The sequence below is a fragment of the Streptomyces sp. NPDC021356 genome (assembly GCF_040641015.1).
Taxonomy (GTDB): Bacteria; Actinomycetota; Actinomycetes; order Streptomycetales; family Streptomycetaceae; genus Streptomyces.
On the sequence record NZ_JBFACU010000004.1, the window covers coordinates 242,968 to 262,121 of the forward strand.

Consider the following 19,154-nt stretch of genomic DNA (forward strand, 5'->3'; position numbering starts at 1 on the left):
CCCCGCATGGCCCACCGGCACCTGACTGGTACAGGCACGTGGTCGAGCCTCACTCGCATTGAGGGGTGGCTACCAGCTTTCGGTGTGCCCTGGACGGCCGGGTAGGGTCGCGGTACCCGAGCTGGAGAGGTAGTTGCATGGCCCACGATATTGTGATTGCGCAGACGACCAGCGACGACGAGGGGCAGGCGACGATGCTGGCCCGAGGTGCGGTCGAGAGCAAGCTGGCAGCGGGAGTCCACATCGATGCGCCAATCACCGCCTTCTACTGGTGGAAGGGGAAGGTCGAGGCGGCGCGGGAGTGGCGCATCTCGTATATGACTACGACAGACCGTCTTCCCGCGCTAGAAGCGTGGGTGCACGAGAAGCACTCGTACGACGTCCCCCAATGGATCACACTGCCCGTAACCGGCGGGTCGGAGGCGTACCTGTCCTGGGTCTTCGAGGAAACGGAATCCGACTGAGGAGCCACGGGCCGGGCGTCGGCGACGTTGGTGCCCTGGGCTTGCCGCGTGCCACCCGAGGTGGATCAGGATGCGAACCGCCGGAAATGAACGGCAAGTTCGTGCTCGCTGTCAGGGAGCAACGCTGCAATAGCCGCCGCCCGCTCCTTGCCCATGGTGTTGGGCTTGGCCTGTGCCGCCGCAGCGAACTGGCGGGCCACGTAGACGCCTTGGTCGACGTCGCCCCCACGCAGTAGGGCCGACGCCAGATCACCGAGGACTACGACGCCCCCGTCCGGTAGCCCGTCTCCGAGGCGGTCGACCGCGGTATCCGCTGTGGACGTTAGCTCGGGGCGCCTCAGCTGGCCGTACACGGACAGGGCCAACGAGTCCATGCGGTATGGGGTCACGAACCTGACCCATGCCTGCTCGCTGGTGTGGTCCGCGAAATCGTAGGCGAAGCGCGCTCGGTCTAACGCCTGGAGCGCCCCCACCTCGTCGCCGGCCGCCGCAGCTTCTTCCGCCTGCCTACCGAGAACCCAGGCGGCAGCAGTAGCGTTACCGTGGCCTCGCACGTCGTTGGCGGCTTGGGAGAGGAACTCCATCTTCGCCTTTGGCGTCAAAGCGCCGTAGCTGCTGTAGGTCAGGGCCAGGGCTCGGAGTGGAGGATGCCCGGCAGCCGCCGCGCACTGCGACGTGACCTTGTAGTAGGCGTTGGCTTTGTCGTGCTCCCCCAGGTCCCAGGCCACCCAACCGGCCAGAGCGGCGGTTTCCCCGGCGGCGATGGTGAGAGCGCCTTCGTGTTCGCCTGCACGAGGCAGGGCCGCAGTGATCGCGTCAAGATGCGACTCGACCGTTTTTTGTAGCCGCCGCGCGCTGAGGTTGAGTTCCTGGACGTGCAGTTCAGCGGCTCGGTCGATGAGCGCGGCGGCAGCGGGCGAATCGATCTTGTTCCCCTTGCTGAGGGCGAAGGCGAGGCGCCCCCACGGCTCGGCGGCCACGCTCACGCCGATAGTGGCGCTACCCAGGAGCGTGCGACGCTTCACGGCGTCTTGGTCCTCCCCTGCATCGGCATGCCCCTTTCTCTTCCGAGCGCGGGCGGCCTTGGCCTCTCGCTGTAGTTCCTCGAAGGGGACACCGCAGGCCGCCGCGATGTGGCCGATTGTGTGGTTGGTAGGAATGTTCTCGAAGTTCTCATAACGGCTGATCTCTCGGCGGGTCATGGTGTCCCGGCCGGAGACAGCGTTGATCGCCTCCGCCTGCTCCTCCTGTGTCCGGCCCGCCTCCTGCCGAAGCCGGAGGAGCAGGTCGGCGAACGGGTCTGGCATGAGTGTGACCTCTGTCGGTGGGCGGAATCCAATCATGGCCTCAATTCCCCCCTTCAGTTTCCCCCTTGACATGATTTTCCCCCTCTGGATTCCCCTGGTCGACGGCGTCGCCGCACGGTGCCATAGCCCACATGACCAGGCTCCAAGAGGCGGCCCCGCCCGGCGGGGGCATCCGCAGCTGTGCGGCTACAGCAGGCGCGTCATGCGTCAGGCCGGTTCAGGAAGATGAGGCCGGCGCATGGGCGAGGGCAGAGGTACCGGCGGCATCCCATGCCTGTCAGGCGGCCCTTCTCCCCGACCTTGCGAAGGTCGGGGAGATGCGGCGCATAGCCAGGGCGTTCCTGCGGCGGTGCCGTGTTTCGGAGCCGGTGGCGGGGTTCGTCGTACTGGCCGTTTCGGAGCTGGTCACCAACGCCGTGGTCCACGGTGAGGGCGAAGTCGTGCTCCGCATCACGGTGGCCGTCGACGTGGTGCGTGTCTCGGTAACCGACCACAACCCGGCGCCCGCTGTGCTCAAGGAAGCCGGACCCGACGGCGAATCGGGGCGCGGGATCCGGCTGGTCGATGCGATCTCAGACGCATGGGAGAGCAACGGCGAGGAGACGTGGTGTGAGTTCCGAGACGCGAGGGCTGCAGCTTGAGCCAGACCTCCAGTTGGTTCCCAACGATGCAAATGGCAAGCCGGGCAGCTCAGTCGCTTCTGTCATACAGGGCGCTCCGAGGGCCGTTCGCTTGCCTTCGCCCAGTAATTCGGTTCGAGCATCTCGCCGGGCCAGGCGGGCTGACGGATCGGGCCACGAGGCCCCATCTGTTCGAAGTACGGTGCCAAGTCGATCACGGGCGTTCCGTCTACAGCGTCGAGATCGGTGACCAACAGGTCCCGTCCTTCGACCTGGAGCAACCGCGGGTAACTGACCGCCAGTTGATTGGGACGCCGGTGGTTGCGGTGGACAAAGGTACCGGTCGGCGGCCAGCCCGGATTTCCGCGGGGGCTGCGCGCGTGGAGCTGGACGTCTTCGGGTCGCGCCAGGTGGAAGCGCCACGTCACCGTCAAGTGGGAGAACTCATCGATGCCCTGGAGGGTTTCCAGGGGGTATGCGTCGTTGAATCGGATGACCGACTCGACCCCACCCTGGTAGTCATCCTGAACGCAGGTGTGGCCGCCAACGACCGTTGCGATCGATTCGACCTCGTACGTCGTCACCGGTACTGGTTCCTCCCCCTTGGAGACGCGGATCCACGAGCTGCCGTACGGGGCCCTGAGCCCGTGTCGCGGTCAGCCTATGTCCCGCAGCATGTTCCGTGCCCGGTGGTCCAGTTCGGTGACGTGGCGACCGACGCGTTGCCGGTCAGGCGGCAGCTCGCTCTGAATGCGGACGATGCCGTCGCGGGCACGACCGGACTGGGCTGGACATCTGTCATGGCCGCGCCCGGCAGGAAGCCCCTCGTGACGCCGACGAGAACGGCCGCTGCCTGGTGCTCGTGCAGTCGCTCACCCAAGAGGGACGAGGGGCCTGGCGGGGTCGAGGACGCCGGCGCCATCACATGGTGTGAGCTGAGATTGGCGGCAAGCTGATGACAAGCAACCGCAGTACGAGGTGCGCCCCGTCCTCGCCTGATGCGGGTAGCGCCCTGATGGCCGGAGCCGTCTCTCACGGCTGCCGATGCAGGATCGACTGGTCGCTCACGGTGCCCGAATCACGCTGGCATAGCACAGCGGAATCCAGTGTCGTTGTCCTTCATCGAGGCAGCGGCAGTGTTCATCAAGGACGGCGCAGCCCGTTCGATCGGGGACGTGAACGCCGAGCCTTTCAGGTGGTACCGCCCGTTGCTGGGCTCCTCTTCGGTGGAGCACCACTCCCAGACGTTGCCGCACATGTCGCAGATCCCGAATGGGCTGACGCCGGACTGGTAACGGGAAACGGGGGTCGTCGCGTCGATGCCGGCCTCGGCCGTATTCGCCTTCGCGGCGGTCGGTTCGTTGCCCCAGGGGTAGATGCGCCCGCGCGCTCCGCGAGCCGCCTTCTCCCACTGCCGAGCGGTCGGCAGAGCTTTGCCTGCCCAGCGGGCGTATGCGGTCGCGTCGTGCCACGTCACCCACACCACGGGGTGGGTGGCCAGGGCGGCGGGGCAGCGGCCGTCAGGCCAGTGCTGGGGTGGCCGGTGATTGGTGGCTTGTACGAACTTCGCGTAGTCCTCGTTGGTCGTCGGGTAGACGTCGATGAAGAACGGCTCCAGCCACACAGCGCGGTTGTCGGGGCCGGAGAGGTAGATGCCCTCCTCGACGAGGGCCATGACCTTCCCGTCGATCGGGTGCCGGCGGGTGCTCGGGTCCTTTCGCAGCAGTTCCTCGGCGCGCTCATCATGCTCAGCAGCGGCACGTTCGGTCAGGAGCGTGGCGAACCGCTGCTGGACGTCGGGCTCGGCTTGGGCCAGGAGAGTATCCAGGGCTGCCTGGTTGTCGAGTTCGAGTTCGATGGTCTCCGCCCGGCTCTTCCAGCGAGGAATCTGACGGGGGTTGACTCCCACCAGTTCAGCGAACTCCTTCTGTGTTTTCCGCATGGCCTTGCGCAGCAGCTCGGCTTCACGGCCGGTCCACCTAGTCACCCCCGCCATGGTGCTGCTTTACAGCGTCTCGCCGGGGATCGACAGGTACGCCTCCTGGAGCCGCGTCAAGACGGGGTGCTCGACGGGGAGCTGGGTGTCGTCGATCGCGGCCAAGGGGCGGACGCCGATCGAGGTGTTCGTCGCGAAGGCCGCAGCCATGCCTTTCGCCTGTTCCAACGTAACGGTAGCGGTGCGGTGTTCGACTTGCTGCTGGAGCAGGGTCATGGTGACGCCGGGCAGTACGGGGGCGTCGGGCCACACCACGGTGCCTTCCTGGTCGATGAAGGCCACGTTCCAAGTACCGCCCTCGGAGACGAAGCCGTCGCGGCCGACGAACAAGGCGTCGTCGAAGCCCGCTCGCTGGGCCGCGCCCCTGATGTGCAACGCGCCGAAGAGGCCGACGTGCTTCACCTCGGGGAGGTCCCGCTCGTAGACCAGGCTCTGGGCGCGCAGCGGAGCCGGCGGCAGGGCGCCGGCTCCGCGCACGGACACGAGAACGTGCGGTTCGTTGGCGTCGGCCGGATGGCCCAGCTCGACCTTCGGGTCGTAGATCGTGACACGCACGACGCATGGATGGGGCTCTGCCTCCAGGGCCTGACGGACGTACTCGCGCACACGGTCGGTGTCCAAAGCCGCATGCCACACGATCTTGCAGTCCCGTGCGAGGCGTTCCATGTGCAGTGTCAGGCCGCGGATAGTGCCGTCGGAGTCGACGCGCATGGACGTGAAGTGGCCGACGTTTGTGAGCGCCAAGGGAAGCAGGTCGTCTACGGATACGGGCGTTCCATCGAGAGTCACCATGGCGCCCAGCATGTCAGGCCCCTTTGCTCCGGCGGCACCCCAAACAGGGTTACTGACGAGTCAACGTCATCTGAAAGTCATTCCCCAGGCTTCACCGCGAGGTGTTCTCTAGTCACCGCGCAATCACGTCGAGTGATCGGCGAGGTGATCAGCGCGGCGCGATGTCACGACGCCGCATGCCGCGCTCCCGTGTGCCACCCGCCTGGGAGGACACGGTTGCGCCCGACACCAGGCGTCTCACCGACCACGGCCAAGCCGAGTTGGCCTCATGCGAACAGGAGTTGTCTCATGCGTCGTCGGCTGACTTTCCGCCGGGACGCCAGCCAGCGCGTTGGCCCGAGCGGACAGGGCGCTGTCGGTGCCGAACCAGGCCCTGACCGCGATCGGTCGATGGCCGCAGCGGAGACGGTGGCGCTCGTGCTGGACGAGGAGTCGCCGCTGCCGGAGAGCGCCGCCGACGTGGAGGAACTCGCCTGCCGCCTTCGCGGTCACGTCAGCCAGCTCGGGCTGGTTGTGCCCCCGGAAGCACCCGTACTGCGCCGCGCGCAGCAACTCGCGTCGGCGGGAATCCCCGAGGGCTACATGCCCAGCAGGGTCCATCTGGTCAGGCTGGCCGAGGCAACCCAAGACCTTATCGCTGCCGTGCAGGCCCACGACGTGTCCCCTGCGAAGCCGGTCCAGAGACGGCGCTGGTGGAAGCCGCCGATCAACGTGCTGCGCGGCGCGATCTTCGCTCTCGCCCTCGCCTGCGTGGTTTTGGCCGCGTCGGTGCCCCGGACATGACCGCCGCCGGGGCAGTTCTGATCGCGCTGATTCTCGGTCCCATGGCGTGGCTGGCTCTTCGTGGTGATCGAGTAAGCGGCCGCATCGCTCCACGGGAGCTCGACCCCACGCAGCACACACCAGACCTGCGCAGACCTGACGCCGGAGCCCGCGTAGCCACCCCCACCCTGACGAGGATTCCCATGCCTGACAGCGCCCTTGCGGCAGGGCCAGCCGCCACCGGCCACCGCCGACGGCGGCCTCAGATCGACGCGTTCACGCTGCACCGTGTCCACCGCGCCGTCGCACTGCCCCTAGTGCTCCTTGCCGCACTGCTTGGTGCCGCCTTCATCCTCTGGTCGGTGTCCGCAGTGGGCCCCGGCTGGCTCCTCGCCGGCCTGGTCTGCGGACTGGCGGGGGTCGCCACGCTGGCGGCTCGCGGAGCGCGAACGGCTGCAGGGGCCGTGCAGACGGCTGCGGAGCATGCCCAGGCAGCGGCACTGGCAGCGATCGCAGGAGCAGCGGCGGCCGTCGAAAAGTCGGTGCAGTGGTCGGCAGACGAGCTGTGCCGCGGGGGACGGCCGCCGCTGCCGGACCTGCAGGTGCCACCATCGGCCAGTCCGAACGTCGAGATCAACAAGGCGTTGAGTGCCCTCCAGGTGCAGGCCATCGCGTCGCTGATACGGGTGCACGACGAGTCCCAGTCCGTCGTACTCCTGGAAGTGCTGCGTCGCCTGGCCATGCGCGAGCACGCGCTGGTCGGCAAGGCGCTTGAGGCACTGAGTCAGCTGGAGATGCTGACCGACGACCCGGAGCTGCTCGCCAAGATCTTCGAGATCGATCACCTCGTGACGCGGATGCGTCGCCAGGTCGAGAGCACGGCGGTGCTGGGCGGGCAGTCTCTGCGCAGCGTGCGTCGGCCCGTTCCCGTCAAGAGCGTGCTGCGCGGCGCCGTCTCCGAGGTCGTGCAGTATCCGCGGGTGGCGGTTGCGGCGGGGTCCGTGGGCGCGGAGCTGGGCCTTCCCGGCCATGTGGGTCCGGACCTGACGCACCTGCTGGCTGAGCTGATCGAGAACGCCTGTGAGTGTTCCGATCCGGCTACGAAGGTGATGGTGCGTGCGCAGCGGGTGGCGAACGGGTTGGCGGTCGAGGTCGAGGACCGGGCCATCCCCATGCATCCGCAGACGCGGGCGCAGATGAACCACCTGCTCCAGGCCCCCGAAGAGGTCGACGTCAGCGGCCAGGTGCGAGCGGGGCAGCTCGGCTTGCTGGTCGCCGCGAAGATCGCCCAGTCGCACGGGCTGTCCGTTCTCCTGCAGGAGAACGTGACGGGAGGCACCACCGCCCTGGTGGTCATCCCGGCACGGCTCCTAGTAGCGATTCCCTCCGTCGACGATGCGAGCGCGCTGCCCCAGGACGCCCGCCCCTTGGCGCCGCAACCGCAGCCGGTTGCCGCGACTCCAGCCACTCCGAGGCCGGGGCAGGTCCCACACCCCGGTACCGCAGGGGCTCCGGAACCCGCACGGGCAGGTCACTCTGCTGATGCGCCCGCCCTTCCCACGCGTAGACGCCAGGCCGGCACCTTCCATCCGCCACACGAGCGGGAGCAGGCCCCCGTGATCGCGGCGACGCCAGGGCTCGCAGCCGCCTTCCGCACCGGCATCCAGGCCGGCGGGCAAGCCGGTTCTCCCACCGCTTCGACAGAGCACCCCAGGCCCTGAACCTCGTCCCTCCACGTTCCCGGTGGCCGTTACATCCGCTGGCCCTTCCCCCCTTTCTGGAGCGATCCCTATGAGTACCCACCCCGCGATGAACAACGTGACCGGCGACGCACCCGCAACCGAGACAACGGCAAGCGGACAGCGGGACAACATGGCGTGGCTGCTGCGGCAGTTCGCCTCCGACACGACGGGCGTCACGCACGCCGTCCTGCTCTCGCGGGACGGACTGCGGCTGCTGGACAGCGACGTCGACAAGGACTGGGCGGACGAACTGTCGGCCGCCATCAGCGGAGTGGCCTCACTCGCGGCGAACATCACCGGTCCCACCCACAAGAAGAGGCCGGCGAGGCAGGTCGTCATCGAGCGAGACGACTGTCTGATCTTCGTCCAGAGTTCCGGTCGCAGCGCGGCCTTCGAGGGCCATCCCGGCAACGAACGGGGAGTGGTGGACACGGTCCTCGCGGTGATCGCGACCATGGACGCCGATGCCGGCACCGTCGGGTTCGAGATGGGGCGCCTGGTGCAGAAGTTCGCCCCCTACATGCAGATCCCCGTCCGCGTCGGCACGGGTGATGAGGTCCGGTGACCGCACACGGGAGCGCGGCCGAGGATTCGACATTCGTGCGGACCTACACCCTGACGCGCGGTCGCACCCGGCCACGGCATCTGCTCGGCCTGGACACGGTGCTGGACGCCGGACCCGGGCGGCCCGGCCCGGGCCAGGCCGAAGAATGCGCAGAGATCCTCGCCCTGTGCCGGGAGCACCGGCGTTCGGTGACCGAGCTGGCGGGCCGACTCGGCCGTCCCGTAACCGCCGTCAAGATCCTTATCTCCGACCTCCTGGACGCCGACGCCCTGGTCGTCCCCGTCACCGCCTATGCCGCGTCCGACGCGCATGCACGTCCCTCTGCACAACTGCTGGCGGCCCTATCTGCGGGCCTGAAGAGGAAGTGGCCCGATGCCATCGCCTACCCCCAGGCCGGGTGACCCGGCCGTGGTGCTGCGGCCGTCGTCGCGCCCGCGTACCGGTGCACCGACCGTGCTTAAGGTCGTGATCGCTGGCGGTTTCGGCGCGGGCAAGACCACCGCCGTGGGTGCCGTCAGTGAGATCACGCCGCTGAGCACGGAGGAGTACCTGACCGAGGCGAGCGCGGACGTGGACAGCCTGGCGGGCGTCGAGGCCAAGCAGACCACCACGGTCGCCTTCGACTTCGGTCGCCTCAACCTGCCCGACGCGCCCGTGCCCCTGGAATTGTTCCTGTTCGGCACGCCCGGCCAGGACCGGTTCGTCGACCTCTGGTACGACCTCTGTCGCGGAGCCGTCGGCGCGGTCGTCCTGGTCGACACCCGCCGCCTGGAAAGCAGCTTCACCCCCGTCGGTTTCTTCGAGGACATCGGCCTGCCCTTCGTCGTCGCGGTGAACCAGTTCGACGGAGCACATCGCTACCACCCCGATGAGGTCCGCGCCGCCCTCGAACTGCCCGCCTCTGTGCCGGTGGTCACCTGCGACGCCCGCGATCCGAACCACGTCGCTGGCGTCCTGCTGACCCTCGTTGGCCACGCCTTGAAGAGCGCATCGGCAAGCCCCGCTCGCCCCGCATCCACTACCACCTTTCAGGACGCCTGATGTCGTATCAGCCCAACGACCCCTACCGCGCGCGGCAGACCGCCCCCCTCACGCAGTCGCTGCCGCGACGTATCATGCGGGACGTCACCCATGGGCCATCCCTCCCCGCCGGCGCCGCCGTCCCCGCCCCGCAGGCCCAGCAGGCGACCGAGCTGGCGCAGCGGTACGAGCTGCTGGATCGCCTAGGCGTGCCCACCGCTGCCAGCGAGGACTTCGACGAACTGGCCCGCGACATGGCCACACGAGCCGGGTTCCTGTACGGCTTCGTCAACCTCTTCCTGGAGGAGCAGACCTTCGTCGGGCTGCACCAGCCGCCCGCGGACAGCGGGTACGTCATCGTCGGCCGCACCATGAGCCGCGACCACGGCTGGTGCCCGGAGGTCATGGCCCGCAAGAAGGCCCTTCCGCTGCACGACGTGCACGCCAGCCCGCGCTTCAGCGGCAACCCCGTGGTCGACGCGGTCGGGATCCGCTCCTACTTCGGTGCCCCGCTCATCCACGACAGCGGCACCGTGCTGGGCACGGTGTGCGTCATCGACCCCGAGAAGCGGCCCCTGAGCGAGGCCCGACGGCTGAGAGACATCGTCATCAACGCCGGCGTCCGGGTGATGGACCACATCGCCCGCGCGCCCGTCCGCTAGTCCGTTGCACGACCCCCCACCCGGGAGCCGCAGGCGATCCCCGGCCGCTCCACCGTGCGACCTTCATCCAGGGAGAGGGAGAGGACCATGCCCGCCACACCCACCACGCCGCCGCCGGCGCTGCGCCCCTATCTCAACGCCCGCCACGAACTGCTGTGGCACGAGGCGGACGCCTTCGCGGCCGAGCACATCGCGCCGCGCGCCGCACGCATGGAGGCCGCCCCCGGCAGGGTGGAGCGCAAGGTCGCCGACCTGATGGCCGCACGACGCTGGTTCGCCGTCAGCGTCCCGTCCTCCTTCGGCGGGCTGGACGCCGGACACGTGGCCAAGACAATCCTCGTCCACCGCATTGCCCGCGTCTCGGCGGCTGCGGCGGCCATCCTCCAGGCCACGCTGATCCCCGTCGGCGCCCTGCTGCACTTCGCCACCTACGAGCAGAAGGGCCGCTGGCTGCCCCGCGTAGCGGACGGTTCACTGCTCTTGTCGATCGCCGTGACCGAACCGCGAGCCGGCGGACACATCGGCGGCATCGAGACCATCGCCGAGCACGTCGGCAACGAATGGGTGATCACCGGCAGCAAGATCCACATCGGGAATAGCCACCTCGCGGAAGCCCACCTCGTGGTCGCCCGGACCGCCAAGGCAGGCGTGAGCACCTCCCAGGCGCTGACCGCGTTCATGGTCGAATCCAAGCGCCGAGGGCTCTCAGTCGCCGACCACCGTCCCGGCCTCGGCCTGCACGGCTTCTCCGCCGGCCGCCTCGACCTCGATCATGTCCGCGTCCCCGAGGAAAACGTGGTCGGAGAGATCGGCCAGGGGCTGGGCGTAGCGCAGAGCAGCAGCATCCTGTACGGCCGTCCCAACCTGGCCGCAGTCAGCCTGGGAATACACGAGGCAGTCGTGGCCACCTCGACCGCTTACCTCAAGACGCGCTCCCGCTACCGGGGCGCCCTCTCCGATCTGCCGGTTCTGCGGGACCGCATCGGTGACATGGAGGCCCGCCTGCGCGCCGGGCGAATCCTGGCCTATCAGTCCGTGCACCTCCTCGACCAGGGCCTACCCTGCGACACCGACCTGATCAACGCCAAGTACCTCGGCCACCAGTGGGCGATGCAGTCAACCCAGGACGCCATGGAGCTGCACGGCGCCCATGCCCTCAACGGCGACTACATCCTCCAGCGCCTGTGGCGCGACATCCAGTTCACCTACCCACCGGCCGGAACCGGCGAAGTCCAGCGCATACGCCTCGCCGACGCCGCCTTCGACGAGGCCCACATCCAGTGGTCAGAACGTCTCGCCGCCGAAGCGGCGTGGGCCCGCCCCGACCCGACAGCCGCATGAGCCCCCGTGTGCGGCGCCCCGTGAATCCAGACCGCCGCGCACGGGCCCGTGTCGCCGGCCCCCGTCCCCCGCGGGGTCCGGCGACACCCCACCCGATATCCCTCAACCCAGCCGCGAAAGAGACACCCGTGACCCCGCGCATGATGACCAGCGCACCGATCACCCCCCTGACCCCGACCCAGCAGCGCGTCGCCCAGCACCTCGTGGACGGCCTCGGCCCTCAAGAGATCGCCGCGAGGACCGGGCTGTCGGCCGTGACCGTCCGCCAGTACGTACGCGACATCCGGGAGAGCCTCCACTGCCCGCCCCGCTGCAAGCCCCCGGTGATCGTGCACTTCCTGTGCAACGCCCGGCAGGTCGCTCCGCCCACAACGGACAGGCCAATGCCGGAACTCAGTCCAGAGCAGCAACTGTTGCTGCGGGCGGTCGCTGAGCACAGCAATCCCAGCGACATTGCTGCCATAGCCAAGATCGCGCCCGCCGACGTGCGAGCCGCACATGACGAACTGCTCGACAAGACCGGGGCGGCCCACACCACCCAACTTGTCGTCTGGGCCCACGCGTGGGGCCTGCTGGGCGCCAGGCGGGTCACCACGATGGAGAGCGGAGCTAGCCAGTGAATGCCTCACCCGCTTCTACGGCCATCGAGTCCTCCCCCGCGCCTCGAAGCCAGTGCGCGACAGGGTTACCGGCCGTGTACGAGATGCGGTCGTTGCGCACCGACGCCGAACGGGACGAGGCCGCGGCCCTCGTCCAGGACCGTCAGCGCTGGCTCGCCATGCGCGGCGTGCCTACACCCGCCCTGTCCGATATCCCGGCCCTGTTCCGCGCCCCGCAGGTGAAGCCGGCTGGACTGTTCGAGGACGGGCTGCTGCTGGCCTGCATGATCCCGCAACGCGGGCCCGACCTCGGATGGGGCGAAGGCCCGTGCCTCTTCCTGGACTGCGTCCACACCCTGCCCGGTCACTCCGATGACACCGTCCGGCTGATCACTCTGTGGGCCTCCGACTTCGCCGCCCGGCTCGAGGTACCGCTTGTGCGGGCCGAGGCCATGGTCCGCCATCCTCTCGACGTCGATCCGATCGCCACATTCCTTCGTCGGCTCACCGACATGGGCTGGGACGTCCGTGGATCGGGCACCGGACAGCACCATGAGCGAGTCGCGCGCCTCGAACTCACCGCCGAGCTTCGGCCTGGGCTGAGCGCGCTCATCGGCTGCCAGGTCCACGAGCCGCAGTCCGCCGCCTACCAGCGGAGTATCGCGTGAGGACCGCGGAACCGCTGCGGCCGGACCTCGCCCGCGAACTCATCGCCCGCGCCGCACAGTCGGCAGCACGCCGGGCAAGACGCGTACGCAACCAGCTCGACGCCGTCCACCTCGGCCAGGACCGTCACGCTGAGCACGCCGACACCAAAGTGCTGCGCCGCATCCTGGCCGAACATGACTGGCCCGGCCACCGTCTCGTGGGCCCCGACGCAGCACGTGCCGCCTGGAGCATCGCTCTGCACGCCGACGACGAACCCGACTTCCAGCGGGCGGCCACCACCCTTTTGAAACGTGCGGTCCAGGACGGCGATGCGCGCATCCAGCACTGGGCCCACCTTCACGACCGCGCCCTGGTCAACAGCGGGCGACCCCAAGAGTTCGGGACGCAACTCGTCCTCAGCGCAGCAGGGGTGGAGCTGTGCCCACTGCGTGCGCCGCAGTTGCTGGACCAGCGAAGGGCCGCCGTCGGACTGCCGCCGATCGCCGTCGCTTTGGACACTGTGCGCCGCCGGTACGCCCTGGATCGCATTGACGGCGGCTCACCGGCCGTCGTGCTCGCGGAGGTCGCATGACGCAGCGAGCCCCGCAGGCTTCCACAGACCCGCCCTCGCCCCAGATCACTTTGCGTGAAAGGACCGTTAAAGCATGAAGCTCACCACCGCCGTCCTCGCTGCCGGCGCCGCGGTTTCCCTCGCCACCGTCGTGGTCGGAGCCGCCCGGCTGAGGCAGGACGCGCGGCACCAGGCCGAACGAAATGAGGCGACCGTCGCGCGCAACCAACTCGACTGGCTGACGCAGATGTCCGCCAACCCTGACCTCGCCAAGCTCTGGACGCCCGAGGACCTGGATGTCGAGGAGTACATGCAGCTGCTGAAGGCCAACCAGCTCATCTGCATGCTCAGCCTGCGCGACCGCCTCGGCTTCGTCCGGGACGGGCGTCTGCCGTTCTACGCCTCGAAGCTGATGGAGAGGGACGTCTGCCGGCGGTACTGGGCCCGTTTCGGGGGCCTCCGCGCTCAGGAGGCCGAGGGCGACGAGCGCGCCGAGCACTTCACCAAGGTGCTGGACAAGGCCGCGAAGAACCACCTGGGGGCACAGCCCGTAGCCGCCTGAAGAGGCGGCTGCCCCACCCCGCCCGAATCAGCCACACCCTCACCTCTCGGAGAAATCGAATGGGCTTCACTGCTGTTCCACTACCGCCCGGCAATTTCACCATCGGTAAGAAGTTCGCCTTCGAGGCTGGCCATCGGCTTCCCCGGCTGCCGCATGAGCACAAGTGCTCCCGCCAGCACGGGCACAGCTACGAGGTTGAGGTCATCCTCACTGCATCCGCGCTGGAGGATCCCGGGTTTGTCACGGACTTCGGTGCGCTCGCCCCGTTCAAGTCGTTCCTGGACACCGAGCTCGACCACCACAACCTGCACGAGATCCTGCCCTTCGAGCCCACCTCGGAGCGCCTGGCCCAGTTCCTGGCCGGCTGGTTCGTTCAGAACCTCCAGTCGGAGATCCCCGGCCGCCTTGTCGCCGTCCTGGTCCGCGAGACCGCAAGCAGCTGGGCCCGCTTCGATGTGGTGGGCCAATGACCACAACCAAGCCGCTCAACCTCGAACCGGAAGCTGCCGAAGGCGAATCCCTGATCGTCGCGGAGTGCTTCGGTACCGAGGTGCCGACGTTTCAGGGCGAGGGCCCAAGCTGCGGACACTCGGCCCTGTTCATCCGCCTGTCCCGGTGCAACCTCACTTGCACGAGATGCGACACGAAGTACACCTGGGACTGGTCTCGTTTCGACCCGCACGAGGAGTCGACGAGGCAATCCGTCGCGGGCCTGGTGGCCTGGGCCACGTCTTCACCGGTCGAGCTGGTCGTGATCACCGGCGGCGAGCCGTTGATCCAGCAGGCGCGACTGGTGCCTCTCGTCCGGGGACTGATAGCAGCCGGCAAGCGGATCGAGTTCGAGACGAACGGCACCATCGCGCCCACTCCCGAGCTGGTGGCCGACGGGGTCCGGTTCAACGTCTCGCCCAAGCTTGCCAGCTTCGGCGTGAAGGAGACCAAGAGCATCGTGCCAGCCGCGCTGGAGGCGTTTGTGGCCTCCGGGCGGGCGGCGTTCAAGTTCGTCGCTTCCACGGTGGACGACCTCGACCGGATCGCCGAGCTGGCCGACGCCCACCGGCTCGCGCCGGTGTGGGTGATGCCGGAGGGCACCACCCCCGAGGTGATCACCGCGACTACCCGGGTCCTCGCGGACGGGGTCGCGGCCCGGCACTGGCACTTCACCACCCGCCTGCACGTGTTGGCCTTCGCGGACGCCCGAGGCCGCTGACCGCACGCGACTCCACGCCCCATCCGTTCCCCAGTCCCCGGAAACGAGAGACGCCCATGACGACCTCTATCGCCAGCCCTGCGGCGGCGCCGACCGCTGCGGTCGCCGGGCCCGCTGCGGTCATCGACACCGGCCGGGTCGCCGGCCTGATCCACCAGCTCTTGGTCGAGCTGGGCGAGAACCCCGCCCGCGAGGGGCTGACCGGCACCCCGGACCGCGTCGCGGCCTGGTGGAAAGCCTTCCTGTCCCCGGACGGCGCCGAAACGGCCACCTGCTTCACCGAGTCCCAGCTGGGTGGTCAGCTAGTCATCGTGGGCGGCATGAGCGTGTGGTCGCTCTGCGAGCACCACATGCTGCCCATGAACTTGCAGGTCACGGCTGGATACGTGCCGGATGGCGAGGTGGTGGGCCTGTCGAAGTTCGGGCGGATCGCCCAGCACTTCGCCGGCCGACTGCAGGTCCAGGAACGCTTCACCCGCCAGGTCGCCGAATACCTCAACGGCGTGATCGGACACGAGAACATCGCCGTCGCCGTACGCGGCGTGCACCTGTGCATGAGCATGCGGGGCGTACGGATGGAGGAGGCTCGCACCACCACGGTGCACTCGGGCGGGCGCTTCGGCACCGACCCCGTCCTTTCCCAGCAGTTCCTCACCCTCACCACCGGCCTGTGGGGGGCGTCGTGATCACCACCGCGGGCATCGACTTCTCCGTCATCGCTCCGCCTGCCTACCTGAAGAACTTCGTCGCCCAGGAGCCGGCCCGCGTCCACCACGTGGCCGCCCAGCACGTGCTGTCCGACGAGAGCTACCGGGCCTTCTTCGCTCGCGAGGCCGAGCGCGGCGCCGAGATCATCGTCGACAACGGGCTCTTCGACCTCGGCTACGCCCTGCCGGCGGAAAGCCTCGTCGAAGCCGCGCTGGCGGTGTCCGCGAGGGAGATCATCCTGCCGGACGTCATGCGGGACGGGGCCGCGACCTTGAAGGCGAGCGAGAAAGCCGCGCGAGAGATCCGGAAGCTGTCCGGCGACGCATTCCGGCTGTGCGCGGTCCTGCACGCCGCTGACGACGACGAGTGGCTGCGCACCTACGACGCCTTCGTGACCAGCGGCTGGGCCGGGGCCATCGCCCTGCCGGCCTCGCGTCGACCGGATCCCGACGAGCAACTGTGCCGCACCCGCTGGTTGGCGACCGCCTACCTGCGGGATCGCGGCCTGGTCGACGATCTGCTCATCTACCGGCTGCTCGGTCTGGGCCGGACCGGGCACCTGGAGCTGATCGAGCAGCGCGAGCACGAGTGGATCTCCTCCGTGGACGGCGCAGCCCCGGTCATCCTCGGCGCGATGGGCGTCGCCCTGCTGCCCGAAGGGCCATACGAGAAGCCCTCCACGCCCCGCATCGAGAAGCTCGGCCCGATCCCCGAAGACCGGTTCGATCTCATCCGGAAGAACATCTCCGTCGTTCGCGCGGCGGCTGGCAGCACCGTGACGATCGCCGAGGAGCACCGATGACGCCCTTACTCGCCGACCCGACCCCCGGACTCCTGCGCGCCGCCCCGATCGAGCCGGCCGGGCACACTATGACCCACGCGAGGCTGCTGCGCTACCTGGAGATCAAGGTCCACCACCTCATCCAGGACCAGGACTGGGACAGCATCCGCGTCATCGGCGGCTACGACCGCACGGCGGTGATCTCCCGGTACGAGAAGACCGGGAAGCTGTTCAACATCGAACGGCCCACCGCAGAGATCCACGGCCGTGACCTCATCGTCAAGGCGTTCCCCGGAGCCGACTACGTCCAGCACTACGCCCTGATCATCGCCACGTATCTGGCCATGACCGGCCGCCCCGTCGGCACCGTCACCTATCAGCCGCCCGAGCAGGAGGAGTGCCGAACGGCGCTCGACGCGCTCGACCTGGAACTGGACGGCGACCTGGTGATCGTCGGCTGGGGCCTTCAGTACCTCGCTCCCGAGAACGGAGTGTGGACCCGCGGACCCGGCTACGCCTGGCAGCGCCTCGACGTCGCCGGCCGTCGCGTGGTCTACCTCGGGTTCCTCCACAGCATCTGGGGAGACGTGGCCGGACGGGTCGTCACGCACCTTGCCGAACTCGGCGCAGGCGACGTCGTCTACGTCGGCAAGGTCGGCTCGCTGACCCCCGGCGTCGAACCGAACGCCTGGCTGGCGACCGGCAACACCAGCCTGGTACGCGGGGCGATGGTGAGCTGGGACGACTTCTTCGGCGACTACGCCGCCGCCCACGATGGGGTGCGCAGCGGCCTGCACGTGTCCTCCCCGTCGATCCTGCTGGAGAACCGCGACTGGCTGGCCCAGCACACCGCCTCGTACGCCTTCGTCGACCCGGAGATCGGCCCCATGGGGGCGGCGGCGCGCCAGGCGGGGATCAGATTCGGTTACCTCCACGTCATTTCCAACAACCTCGCCACGCACTATCCCGCCGACCTGTCCAATGAGCGTCACAGCGACGTCCTGCGCCAGCGCGCCGTCCTGGTGGACCGCATCCGCACCATCATCACCGGCCGCCTGACCGCCAGCCCGACCCACCCCCTGGGAGAATCCCGATGACGGCGAACGCGCCGACCACCACCGCAGCCGGGAAGCTGATCACCTTCGTCGGTGGTGACGGGGCCGGCAAGTCCACCCTCGCCGCCCGCCTGCACCAGGCCCTCAACGACGCCGGCCACACGGCAGTCCTCATCGGCAAGCACAGCACCGACGTCCGCCGGGACCCGGAGCTGTCCGCCTACCTCGACCGCCTCAACGAGCTGGTCTACCGGCGCGACGCCGGCGTCGCCCAGGCATGCGGCGACCACTACTGGCTGCTTGCCCTGGCCTCCTGGTACACCCTGCAGGACCGGCTCGTCATCCAGCCGGCCCTCGCCGCGGGAACCCACGTGATCCTCGACAACGCGCACCACAAGATCCTCGCTCGGTACGCGGTCAACCCCGAGGTCTCCCCCCGCCTGTGCGAGCAGGTCTTCGCGCATCTCACAAAGCCGGACCTGGTGTTCTTCCTGAACATCGATGCTCGCGAGGCTCTCGTCCGCAAAGGCTCGTTCACTTCCCTAGAGGCCGGCCACGCCGGCGGCGGTGACGAGGACTTCATCCGCTACCAGGACACCGTCCTGGACCAGATGCGCGAACAGGCGGAGCGCGGCGCCTGGCTGACGCTGGACGTCGCCCAGTTGGACCGCGACCAGGTCTTCAAGGCCGCCGCCGCTGCCCTGGCCGACCGTCTGCGCCTGACCGTCTAAACCGGCCCTCCCTCCCCGATCGACAAGGAACGCACCATGGACCAGGCCCTGCCCGTCAGCGGGACATACGTCTGTCACGGCATCACCTGGGCGAGCGCAGACCCCCGTCTTCTGCTCGCCCCCGTGACCGGCGGACCACTCGTCTACGCCCCGGTCATGGGCAGGCGCCTGAGTTACCAGGTGAGCGGTACCGGCCGGTGGTGCACCGGCCGGTACCGGTTCGCCGACCGCGTCCGCGTCGAGGCGGTCGCCTGCCCTGACCGGGCCCCGGCCGAGGCCGGCGGACAGTGCCCGGCCTGCGCCGGGCGGGACGACTTCCGCTTCGCCCACCGGTTCCACTCCGGCGGGCATGTTCCCGACGCCCTGGCGGCGTACATGGCCCAGCCGCACTGGCTGTACCTGGCGACGTTCGCCGACGGCACCACCAAGATCGGCACCGCGGCCGAACCCCGTAAGCGCTCCCGCCTCGACGAACAGGGTGCCCTGATCGCTACCTACCTCGCCCGGAGTGCTGACGGCCGCGCCGTGCGGTTCCTGGAGGATGCCCTCACCCGCCACCTCGGCCTGACGCAGACCGTGCGAGCCGCGGCCAAGCTGACGGCCCTGGCCGAGCTGCGCGACCTCGCCCCGGCCGGTGCCGCCCACCATCAGCACCTCGACCGCGCCACCGCGGCCTTGAGCAGCCTGAACGTCCCGGCCACACCGGAGCCGTGGACGCCGCCCGGCGAAGGCGAACTGCTGCGCACGCCGAAGACCGGGCGCGCCTTGTACCCGCACGACCCACGCTCCGGTGAGCACGGACTGATGGTGCTCTCCTGCCTCGGCTCCCAGGTCCTCGCCACCCTCGACGGCGACGGTGAACAACTGCCCTACCTGCTCGACCTCGGCACCCTCAAGGGCAGGCGCATCGTCCTCGGCGCACAGTTCTCCTCACCGCCCGCCGCCGTACAGTCCGCGCTCTTTTGACCCTGTCCGAACACCCGGCCTGCACTGCCGGGCCGCTCTGAGAAGCGAGGCC

24 protein-coding genes and 1 pseudogene are annotated in these 19,154 nt (G+C 68.9%); 20 read left to right on the forward strand and 5 right to left on the reverse strand.

The window, feature by feature from the left end; genetic code table 11:
* Nucleotides 1-137 precede the first annotated feature (137 nt).
* Nucleotides 138-464, forward strand: coding sequence for a divalent-cation tolerance protein CutA (cutA, locus tag AB0G56_RS06940; protein WP_006143010.1), 327 nt, complete (start codon nucleotides 138-140; stop codon nucleotides 462-464).
* A gap of 65 nt (nucleotides 465-529) precedes the next feature.
* Here cutA and AB0G56_RS06945 read toward each other — a convergent pair whose 3' ends face one another.
* A complete protein-coding gene (locus AB0G56_RS06945) occupies nucleotides 530-1,771 on the reverse strand; it encodes a helix-turn-helix transcriptional regulator (RefSeq protein WP_360965212.1) in 1,242 nt (413 codons plus the stop codon).
* 131 nt (nucleotides 1,772-1,902) lie between these two features.
* On the opposite strand from AB0G56_RS06945, the gene AB0G56_RS06950 reads away from it, so the two are divergent.
* The gene (locus AB0G56_RS06950) at nucleotides 1,903-2,412 is read left to right on the forward strand and encodes an ATP-binding protein (protein WP_360964825.1); all 510 of its coding nucleotides are present in this window, start codon (nucleotides 1,903-1,905) and stop codon (nucleotides 2,410-2,412) included.
* Between the two features lie 62 nt (nucleotides 2,413-2,474).
* Here AB0G56_RS06950 and AB0G56_RS06955 read toward each other — a convergent pair whose 3' ends face one another.
* From AB0G56_RS06955 to AB0G56_RS06970, 4 genes and pseudogenes are all read right to left on the reverse strand, one after another.
* Nucleotides 2,475-2,975, reverse strand: a complete 501-nt coding sequence (locus tag AB0G56_RS06955) for an SAM-dependent methyltransferase (RefSeq protein ID WP_360964827.1) — start codon at nucleotides 2,973-2,975, stop codon at nucleotides 2,475-2,477.
* Between the two features lie 72 nt (nucleotides 2,976-3,047).
* Nucleotides 3,048-3,176: pseudogene (locus AB0G56_RS06960) on the reverse strand (Tat pathway signal protein); the annotation flags it as partial.
* 293 nt (nucleotides 3,177-3,469) lie between these two features.
* On the reverse strand, nucleotides 3,470-4,387 hold the full coding sequence (locus tag AB0G56_RS06965) for an SUMF1/EgtB/PvdO family nonheme iron enzyme (protein ID WP_360964830.1): 918 nt from the start codon (nucleotides 4,385-4,387) through the stop codon (nucleotides 3,470-3,472).
* 9 nt (nucleotides 4,388-4,396) lie between these two features.
* Nucleotides 4,397-5,191: an aminotransferase class IV family protein gene (locus tag AB0G56_RS06970; RefSeq protein ID WP_360964833.1), complete on the reverse strand. Its 795-nt coding sequence runs from the start codon at nucleotides 5,189-5,191 to the stop codon at nucleotides 4,397-4,399.
* Nucleotides 5,192-5,569: 378 nt separating this feature from the next.
* Here AB0G56_RS06970 and AB0G56_RS06975 point away from each other — a divergent pair, with 378 nt between their 5' ends.
* The 18 genes from AB0G56_RS06975 (at nucleotide 5,570) to AB0G56_RS07060 (ending at nucleotide 19,102) form a co-directional block, all read left to right on the forward strand.
* On the forward strand, nucleotides 5,570-5,962 hold the full coding sequence (locus tag AB0G56_RS06975) for a DUF6415 family natural product biosynthesis protein (protein WP_360964836.1): 393 nt from the start codon (nucleotides 5,570-5,572) through the stop codon (nucleotides 5,960-5,962).
* Nucleotides 5,963-6,144: 182 nt separating this feature from the next.
* Nucleotides 6,145-7,662: an ATP-binding protein gene (locus tag AB0G56_RS06980; protein WP_360964839.1), complete on the forward strand. Its 1,518-nt coding sequence runs from the start codon at nucleotides 6,145-6,147 to the stop codon at nucleotides 7,660-7,662.
* Between the two features lie 70 nt (nucleotides 7,663-7,732).
* Nucleotides 7,733-8,248 carry a roadblock/LC7 domain-containing protein gene (locus AB0G56_RS06985; protein ID WP_061916021.1) on the forward strand — a complete coding sequence of 172 codons (516 nt, stop codon included), beginning with the start codon at nucleotides 7,733-7,735 and terminating at the stop codon, nucleotides 8,246-8,248.
* Nucleotides 8,245-8,649, forward strand: a complete 405-nt coding sequence (locus tag AB0G56_RS06990; RefSeq protein ID WP_006143017.1) for a DUF742 domain-containing protein — start codon at nucleotides 8,245-8,247, stop codon at nucleotides 8,647-8,649. Before AB0G56_RS06985 ends, AB0G56_RS06990 begins: the two co-directional genes overlap by 4 nt.
* A gap of 7 nt (nucleotides 8,650-8,656) precedes the next feature.
* Nucleotides 8,657-9,289, forward strand: a complete 633-nt coding sequence (locus AB0G56_RS06995) for an ATP/GTP-binding protein (RefSeq protein ID WP_360964842.1) — start codon at nucleotides 8,657-8,659, stop codon at nucleotides 9,287-9,289.
* Nucleotides 9,289-9,930 (forward strand): GAF domain-containing protein, encoded by a 642-nt coding sequence (locus AB0G56_RS07000; protein WP_360964845.1) that lies wholly within the window; start codon nucleotides 9,289-9,291, stop codon nucleotides 9,928-9,930. The genes AB0G56_RS06995 and AB0G56_RS07000 overlap by 1 nt, the downstream gene beginning before the upstream one ends.
* 87 nt (nucleotides 9,931-10,017) lie before the next feature.
* Nucleotides 10,018-11,271, forward strand: a complete 1,254-nt coding sequence (locus AB0G56_RS07005; protein ID WP_360964848.1) for an acyl-CoA dehydrogenase family protein — start codon at nucleotides 10,018-10,020, stop codon at nucleotides 11,269-11,271.
* A 128-nt stretch (nucleotides 11,272-11,399) separates the two neighbouring features.
* Nucleotides 11,400-11,891, forward strand: a complete 492-nt coding sequence (locus tag AB0G56_RS07010; protein WP_360964850.1) for a LuxR C-terminal-related transcriptional regulator — start codon at nucleotides 11,400-11,402, stop codon at nucleotides 11,889-11,891.
* 83 nt (nucleotides 11,892-11,974) lie between these two features.
* The gene (locus AB0G56_RS07015) at nucleotides 11,975-12,538 is read left to right on the forward strand and encodes a hypothetical protein (protein WP_360965215.1); all 564 of its coding nucleotides are present in this window, start codon (nucleotides 11,975-11,977) and stop codon (nucleotides 12,536-12,538) included.
* A complete protein-coding gene (locus AB0G56_RS07020; protein ID WP_360964853.1) occupies nucleotides 12,535-13,110 on the forward strand; it encodes a DUF6624 domain-containing protein in 576 nt (191 codons plus the stop codon). Before AB0G56_RS07015 ends, AB0G56_RS07020 begins: the two co-directional genes overlap by 4 nt.
* 73 nt (nucleotides 13,111-13,183) lie before the next feature.
* Nucleotides 13,184-13,651: a DUF6082 family protein gene (locus AB0G56_RS07025; protein ID WP_093593323.1), complete on the forward strand. Its 468-nt coding sequence runs from the start codon at nucleotides 13,184-13,186 to the stop codon at nucleotides 13,649-13,651.
* Between the two features lie 59 nt (nucleotides 13,652-13,710).
* Entirely contained in the window at nucleotides 13,711-14,121 is a 411-nt protein-coding gene (locus AB0G56_RS07030) for a 6-carboxytetrahydropterin synthase (RefSeq protein WP_093593327.1), read from the forward strand.
* The gene (locus AB0G56_RS07035) at nucleotides 14,118-14,861 is read left to right on the forward strand and encodes a 7-carboxy-7-deazaguanine synthase QueE (RefSeq protein ID WP_360964857.1); all 744 of its coding nucleotides are present in this window, start codon (nucleotides 14,118-14,120) and stop codon (nucleotides 14,859-14,861) included. Before AB0G56_RS07030 ends, AB0G56_RS07035 begins: the two co-directional genes overlap by 4 nt.
* 56 nt (nucleotides 14,862-14,917) lie before the next feature.
* Nucleotides 14,918-15,547, forward strand: coding sequence for a GTP cyclohydrolase I FolE (folE, locus tag AB0G56_RS07040; RefSeq protein WP_360964859.1), 630 nt, complete (start codon nucleotides 14,918-14,920; stop codon nucleotides 15,545-15,547).
* A complete protein-coding gene (locus AB0G56_RS07045; protein WP_360964862.1) occupies nucleotides 15,544-16,371 on the forward strand; it encodes a hypothetical protein in 828 nt (275 codons plus the stop codon). The genes folE and AB0G56_RS07045 overlap by 4 nt, the downstream gene beginning before the upstream one ends.
* Nucleotides 16,368-17,447, forward strand: a complete 1,080-nt coding sequence (locus AB0G56_RS07050; protein WP_360964865.1) for a hypothetical protein — start codon at nucleotides 16,368-16,370, stop codon at nucleotides 17,445-17,447. Before AB0G56_RS07045 ends, AB0G56_RS07050 begins: the two co-directional genes overlap by 4 nt.
* Nucleotides 17,444-18,136, forward strand: a complete 693-nt coding sequence (locus AB0G56_RS07055) for an AAA family ATPase (RefSeq protein ID WP_360964868.1) — start codon at nucleotides 17,444-17,446, stop codon at nucleotides 18,134-18,136. Before AB0G56_RS07050 ends, AB0G56_RS07055 begins: the two co-directional genes overlap by 4 nt.
* A gap of 36 nt (nucleotides 18,137-18,172) precedes the next feature.
* Nucleotides 18,173-19,102, forward strand: a complete 930-nt coding sequence (locus AB0G56_RS07060) for a DUF2797 domain-containing protein (RefSeq protein WP_360964871.1) — start codon at nucleotides 18,173-18,175, stop codon at nucleotides 19,100-19,102.
* The last annotated feature ends 52 nt before the right edge of the window (nucleotides 19,103-19,154 follow it).